The following is a 6,261-nucleotide window of genomic DNA, read 5'->3' on the forward strand; positions in this document are numbered from 1 at the left end:
GCGCAACGGCGTGGCAATGATCCAGGACGATGGGACAGGCGACCCTGCGAGCCCGCGGGTCATTGGCCCCAATGGAGAAGTGACGGCCGTCGAGGTCGAGGCGCCGTCTGAGCGGATGCTGGCGATCGCGCAGATCAAGGGCCAGCTCAAGGCGCAGTCGGTCGAGAAGATCGGGGCAATGGTCACGCAGAATCCCGCCGATACGGTCGCGGTGCTGCGCGGCTGGATTCACGAAAAAGCGCCGGCGTGACGGGGCTCTGAGACATGGCAGCAACCCGATCCATCGCGACACGCAATTCCGGAAGCGACGGAGGCGATGCCTCCGACTACGATCCCGCGCCGGTGCCGATGAATTATGCGGGTATGAGCGGGCCGCAGCGGGCTGCCGTCATTCTGCTGGTGCTCGGCGAGGATCACGGCCGACCCATCTGGCAGGAGTTCGACGACGAAGAGATCCGCATCATCACCCGCGCGATGGCCGAGCTCGGAACGGTCGATTCCGACATGGTCGAGCGGCTGATGCTGGATTTCGTCAGCAAGCTCTCAAGCGCGGGCGCGATCACCGGCTCCTTCGACCGCACCATTTCGCTGCTCGAGAAGATCCTGCCCTCCGATCAGGTTGCGCTGATCATGGAGGAGATCCGCGGTCCGGCCGGGCGAAACATGTGGCAGAAGCTCGGCAATATCGACGCTGTCGTGCTCGCGAACTTCCTGAAGAACGAGTATCCGCAAACCATCGCCGTGATCCTGTCGCGCATCCGGCCCGAGCATTCCGCCAATGTCCTGCGCAACCTTCCGAACGAACTTTCGATCGAAGTGGTCGCCCGCATGCTGCGGATGGAGTCGGTGCAGAAGGAAGCGCTCGACCACATCGAGAACACGCTGCGCTCAGAATTCGTCGCGACCCTGACGCAGACGCGCAGGCGTGATCCGCACGAGATGATGGCCGAGATCTTCAATGGCTTCGACCGCCAGACCGAGATCCGTTTCATGTCGGCGCTTGACGAATCCAACCAGGAATCGGCCACGCGTATCCGCGCCCTGATGTTCACCTTCGAGGATCTCGCCAAGCTTGATCAGGCCGGGCTGCAGACCCTGATGCGGCAGGTCGACAAGGATGTGCTGGCCCGGGCCCTGAAGGGCGCCAGCGAGGACATGCGCGCCTTCTTCTTCGGCGCCATGTCGCAGCGCGCCGCCAAGAACATGCAGGACGACATGCAAAGCCTCGGGCCGCTCCGGCTGAAGGAGGTCGATGAGGCCCAAACCAAGATGGTGACCCTGACGAAGGACCTTGCCGACAAGGGCGAGATCGTTCTGTCCAAGGGCAATTCCGAAGACGAGTTGGTCTACTGACGATGAGCTCCGCCAAGAAATTCATGTTCGGAACCGATTTTCGCGAGGGCAATCGGCGTGCCGTCAGCGAAGCGGATCTGGCGGCGGCGCGCTCGGAAKGGTTTGCCGCCGGGCAGGAGCAGGGCCGGCGCGAGGCCGACGCGCAGCTGAACGGGCTGCTTGCCCATCTCGTGCGATCGGTCGAGCGCCTGCTCGTCGAGGAGGACAAGCGTGCCTTCGCCATCGAGGAACAGGCCGCCCAGGTCGCCATCGTGACGGCGCAGACCCTCGCCGGCGCGGCCTTGGCCGAGCGGCCGCTCGCGAGGATCGAAGCTGTGGTGCGCGAATGCCTGAGCCACGCCCGTCTCGCCCCGCATCTGGTGGTGCGTGTCCACGAGAGCGCGGTCGAGACGATGGAGAGCATGCTCGCGGGGCTCGCCCGCGAAACCGGCTTTGCCGGCCGCCTCGTCGTCCTGGGGCAATCCGATATCGGGCCGGGTGATGGCCGCATCGAATGGGCCGATGGCGGCATGGCCATCGACAGCGCCTTGATCGGGCAGAAGGTCGAAGAGGCCGTGCGCAGCATCTTCGGCCATATGCCCCAGTCCAACGCCACCCAGGGAGGATCGCTATGAGCCAGGAGAACGATCTGAACCTGCCACCGCTGAGCCCGGCCGATCTCTCATTCGACCACAACGCGGCCTCTGTCGCTCGCTCCGGGCCCGTTCCGATCAAGACCGCCGAGGATCTCGAACAGGTCTTCGACGTTCCCGTCACGGTCTCTGCCGTGCTCGGCTCCTCGCGGATCGCGGTCGGCGATCTGCTTCAGATCGGACCGGGGGCGGTGCTTGAGCTCGACCGGCGCGTCGGCGAGGCGATCGATATCTTCGTCAATGAGCGCCTGGTTGCGCGCGGCGAGGTCGTCGTCGTCGAGGATCGCCTGGGCGTCACGATGACCGAAATCATCAAGGCCGACCGGTGATGTTCGCCCGGCCTGTTACGCATTCATCCGGAAAGGCCTGAGCCATGCGCCTCATCATTGTCGGCGGTCTCAAGGGACAGATCATCGCTGCGGCCAAGATCGCCATCTCGCATGGCGCCGCCGTGACCCATACTGACGGCCTCGATCAGACCCTGGCGGTGTTGCGCGCCAAGGGCGCCGACCTGCTGATGATCGATGTCGCCCAGCCGATCGCGCAGTTTGTCGCGGCTTTGGAGAGCGAGCGCATCCGCACGCCGATCGTTGCCTGCGGTACCTCGACCGATGCCCGTGCGGCAGTTGCCGCGATCCAGGCCGGCGCGCGCGAATATGTGCCGCTGCCGCCTGATCCGGAGCTGATCGCGGCGGTGCTGGAAGCCGTCGCTGCCGACCAGTCCAGCCTGATCTGGCGTGATCCGGCCATGGAGCGCGTGGTGCAGCTCGCCGGCCAGATTGCGCGCTCGGAGGCGCCTGTTCTGGTGACCGGCGAGAGCGGCACCGGCAAGGAGGTCATTGCACGCCACCTGCATCAGAAGTCGCTGCGCAAGGACAAGCCCTTCGTTGCCGTGAATTGCGCGGCAATTCCCGACAATCTGCTGGAATCGGAACTGTTCGGCCATGAGAAGGGCGCCTTTACCGGTGCGATCGCGCGGCGCATCGGAAAGTTCGAGGAGGCTCATGGCGGCACACTCCTGCTCGACGAGATTTCCGAGATGGATGTCCGCCTGCAGGCGAAACTGCTGCGCGCGCTTCAGGAACGGATGATCGACCGCGTCGGCGGCTCGCAGCCTGTGAAGGTCGATCTCCGGATCATCGCGACCTCGAACCGGAATCTCGGCGAAGCGGTTCGCGAAGGCTCCTTTCGCGAAGACCTGTTCTATCGCCTGAACGTCGTGCATCTGCGGCTTCCCGCCTTGCGCGAGCGGCCGGGCGATATCCTTGTGTTGGCGGATCATTTCGCCAAGAAATATGCCGAGATCAACGGTATGCCCCTGCGTCCGATCGCGGCCGATGCCCGCAAGGCACTGTTGGCTAATGGCTGGCGAGGCAATGTGCGGGAGCTCGAGAACACGGTTCACCGCGCGGTCCTGCTGGCCCAGGGCACGGAGATCGGACCTGATGCGATGGTGACCCCGGAAGGCGAGTCGCTGGGCCCGTCGTCAGGCCACGATGTTGCGAGCCGTGTCGTTCAGACCGCCGAGGCCGTGACGCGCGGCCTGGTGGGCCGGACCGTTGCTGATGTCGAGCGCGACCTCATCCTGGATACGCTGGACCACTGTCTCGGAAACCGCACGCATGCGGCCAAGATCCTCGGAATCTCGATCCGCACGCTCCGCAACAAGCTCGGCGAATATACCTCTGCCGGTATTGCGGTTGCCGAGCCGGGACAGGCGCGCGTCAGCGTCGCCTGACCCGGGGGGCAATCCCGAAGAGAGGGTCAGTAATAGTACCGACGGCGGTAATAGGGGCGATAATACCGCGGGCGGTAATAATACCGAGGGCGATAATACCGCGGTCGATAATAGTATCTCGGGCGGTAATAGGGGCGGCGATACCCATAATAGCGCCGCCTGTAATAATAACTGTACCCGGCGTCCGCCTTGTCCAGCGCTTCGCTGGCTTCGGCGGCAAGCTTGCCTTCATCCTCGGCCGGTTCAGGGGTGGGAATGAGCTTGGGCTCGGCCGCTGCGGCGCCAGCCATCCCGCCAAGGCTGGCCATAGCCATGCCGCCGAACAGGGTCATCATGAACGAACGTCTATCCACGGCGTCCTCCAGACAGGGTTTCGGCCACCCTTTCGGCATCCCCGAAATGGTGCCAGATGATAACGCTTGTCGCAGCGCATTGTTCCAACCGATCGCGCTCCCTTCCGCCTCGGCCAGGTCGTCCGGCGGGCTCAATCCGCGGCATTCAAGGGCCGGGCGACGCTTTCCAKCGGTCGGCGTTCAGCCCTGACTGCGTAGAGCGCTGCAATGACGGCAGCAGCCAGCATCAGGGCCGCGCCAAACAGGTAGCCGCCGAAGACGCTTGCCCGCGATCCGGTGTCGATCAGTGCACCGAACAGCCAGGGGCCGGCAATGCCACCCGCGCCGGTGCCGATGGCGTAGAAGACCGMGATGGCAAGCGCGCGCATCTCGACGGGGAACGTCTCGCTGACCGTCAGATAGGCCGAACTTGCGGCGGCGGATGCGAAGAAGAACACGACGCTCCAGCACAGCGTGAGCTGGGAGGCCGTCACCAGATTACGCGCGAACAGATAGCCGGTGCCGGCCAGCAGAAGCGCTGACAGAGCATAGGTCGTCGCGATCATGGTGCGCCGGCCCAGCGTATCGAAGAGACGCCCGATCAGGAGCGGACCCAGGAAATTGCCGGCGGCGAAGGGCAGGATGAACCAACCGATCAGATGCGAAGGCACCTGGTAGAAATCGGTCAGGATCAACGCGTAGGTGAAGAAGATCGCATTGTAGAAGAAGGCCTGCGCGACCATCAGCGCCAGCCCGACGAGCGCTCGCTGGCGATGCGTCACGAAGAGGGAATGAAAGACCTCGCCAAGTGGCGTCGCCGGTCGTGGTCGCAGGCGGATCTGCGCCAGGCCTTCACTGGCGCTGTAGCTGACGCCGGCTTGCGTCTCGATGCGGGTCACGATCGCGGCCGCCTCCTCCGCGCGGCCATGGCTGATCAGCCAGCGCGGGCTTTCGGGGATCCAGCGCCGCAGGATGAGAATGATCAGGCCAAGCGCCGCGCCGATGAAGAAGGCGAGCCGCCAGCCGAGTTCGGGATTGATAGTGGCCGGGTCGAGCAGGACGATCGCTCCGATGGCGCCCAAGGCTGCGCCGACCCAGAACGAGCCGTTGATGACGAGATCGACCCATCCGCGCACGCGCGCCGGCACCAGCTCCTGAATGGTCGAGTTGATCGCGGTGTATTCACCGCCGATCCCCATACCGGTGAAGAAGCGGAAGATCAGGAAGCTCGTGACGCTCCATGAGAACGCCGTCGCGGCCGTGGCTGCGAGATAGACGAGTACGGTGATGCTGAAGAGGCGCTTGCGGCCGAGCCTGTCGGTCAACCAGCCGAAGAACAGGGCGCCGAATACGGCGCCGGCGATATAGGCGGCACCGGCAAGGCCGATTTCCGTATTGGTGAAGCGGAGCGCCGGACTTTCTTTCAGTGCCCCCGAGACCGAGCCGGCAAGGGTCACTTCCAGCCCATCCAGGATCCAGGTGATCCCGAGAGCCACCACGACCAGCGTGTGAAAGCGCGACCATGGCAGGCGATCGAGCCGGGCCGGGATATCAGTCGCGATGACCGCGGGCAGAGCCGCTTCGTGCGGCGACATGGCGATCCTCCCTCATCGTCTGGCGTGCCTCATGGCTTCGCCTCATACGAAGAAGGCGGCACCCTTCGGCACCGCCTTCCCCAAATCCTGCGTCTCAGCGCACGAGCACATTCCGGCGCACCACCACGGGGCGGCGATAGCGCGGGGCGGGGCGGCGCACGACTACACGCTCGCGTACCACGACCGGACGCCGGTAAGCCGGACGAGGCCGCCGAACGACGGTGCGTTMGCGGACCACCACCTGACTGAAATCGGCATCGGCACGGTCAAGCGCGGCCTTGGTTGCGGCATTCAATTCGTTGGCAGGCAATATCTCCGGCGTCGGGGTGGTCTTGCCCGTCGCTGCCTGGGCAATGGCGGTTCCGCCAAGGCCGGCCGCTGCGAGGCCACCGAAAAGGCTCAAAACAAAGGAGCGTCTATCCACGAATATCTCCAATCAAGTCGGCCGGAAAAGCCAGTATGTCGACCCCGCTCGCGAGTTGTTCGGTCGAATGGGGCCAGAACGCGGCAGTTCAATAACGATCCATTCAGGAAGGGGTTCCACGGCCCGATTTTCTGGTCGGCTTAACCATTCATTCACCATGAACCCGGCAAGAATTGCCGGGTATCGT

7 protein-coding genes and 1 pseudogene are annotated in these 6,261 nt (G+C 64.4%); 5 read left to right on the forward strand and 3 right to left on the reverse strand.

Annotated elements, in window-relative coordinates:
* From AC1DJT_RS33235 to flbD, 5 genes and pseudogenes are all read left to right on the forward strand, one after another.
* Positions 1 to 250, forward strand: a pseudogene (locus AC1DJT_RS33235) (hypothetical protein); the annotation flags it as partial.
* 98 nt (positions 251 to 348) lie between these two features.
* A complete protein-coding gene (fliG, locus tag AC1DJT_RS33240) occupies positions 349 to 1,353 on the forward strand; it encodes a flagellar motor switch protein FliG (RefSeq protein WP_441477659.1) in 1,005 nt (334 codons plus the stop codon).
* Positions 1,354 to 1,355: 2 nt separating this feature from the next.
* Entirely contained in the window at positions 1,356 to 1,967 is a 612-nt protein-coding gene (locus tag AC1DJT_RS33245; protein WP_476835741.1) for a FliH/SctL family protein, read from the forward strand.
* Positions 1,964 to 2,314 (forward strand): flagellar motor switch protein FliN, encoded by a 351-nt coding sequence (fliN, locus tag AC1DJT_RS33250; protein ID WP_113510893.1) that lies wholly within the window; start codon positions 1,964 to 1,966, stop codon positions 2,312 to 2,314. The genes AC1DJT_RS33245 and fliN overlap by 4 nt, the downstream gene beginning before the upstream one ends.
* A gap of 44 nt (positions 2,315 to 2,358) precedes the next feature.
* Positions 2,359 to 3,723 (forward strand): sigma-54-dependent transcriptional regulator FlbD, encoded by a 1,365-nt coding sequence (gene flbD / locus AC1DJT_RS33255; protein ID WP_441489567.1) that lies wholly within the window; start codon positions 2,359 to 2,361, stop codon positions 3,721 to 3,723.
* 26 nt (positions 3,724 to 3,749) lie between these two features.
* Here flbD and AC1DJT_RS33260 read toward each other — a convergent pair whose 3' ends face one another.
* The 3 genes from AC1DJT_RS33260 to AC1DJT_RS33270 form a co-directional block, all read right to left on the reverse strand.
* Positions 3,750 to 4,076, reverse strand: coding sequence for a hypothetical protein (locus tag AC1DJT_RS33260; protein ID WP_476768094.1), 327 nt, complete (start codon positions 4,074 to 4,076; stop codon positions 3,750 to 3,752).
* 131 nt (positions 4,077 to 4,207) lie between these two features.
* Positions 4,208 to 5,650, reverse strand: coding sequence for an MFS transporter (locus AC1DJT_RS33265; protein WP_476835742.1), 1,443 nt, complete (start codon positions 5,648 to 5,650; stop codon positions 4,208 to 4,210).
* Between the two features lie 94 nt (positions 5,651 to 5,744).
* Entirely contained in the window at positions 5,745 to 6,074 is a 330-nt protein-coding gene (locus AC1DJT_RS33270) for a hypothetical protein (protein ID WP_476835743.1), read from the reverse strand.
* Between the last annotated feature and the right edge of the window lie 187 nt (positions 6,075 to 6,261).

The sequence above is a fragment of the Allobosea sp. 05T422_2 genome, from assembly GCF_056396265.1.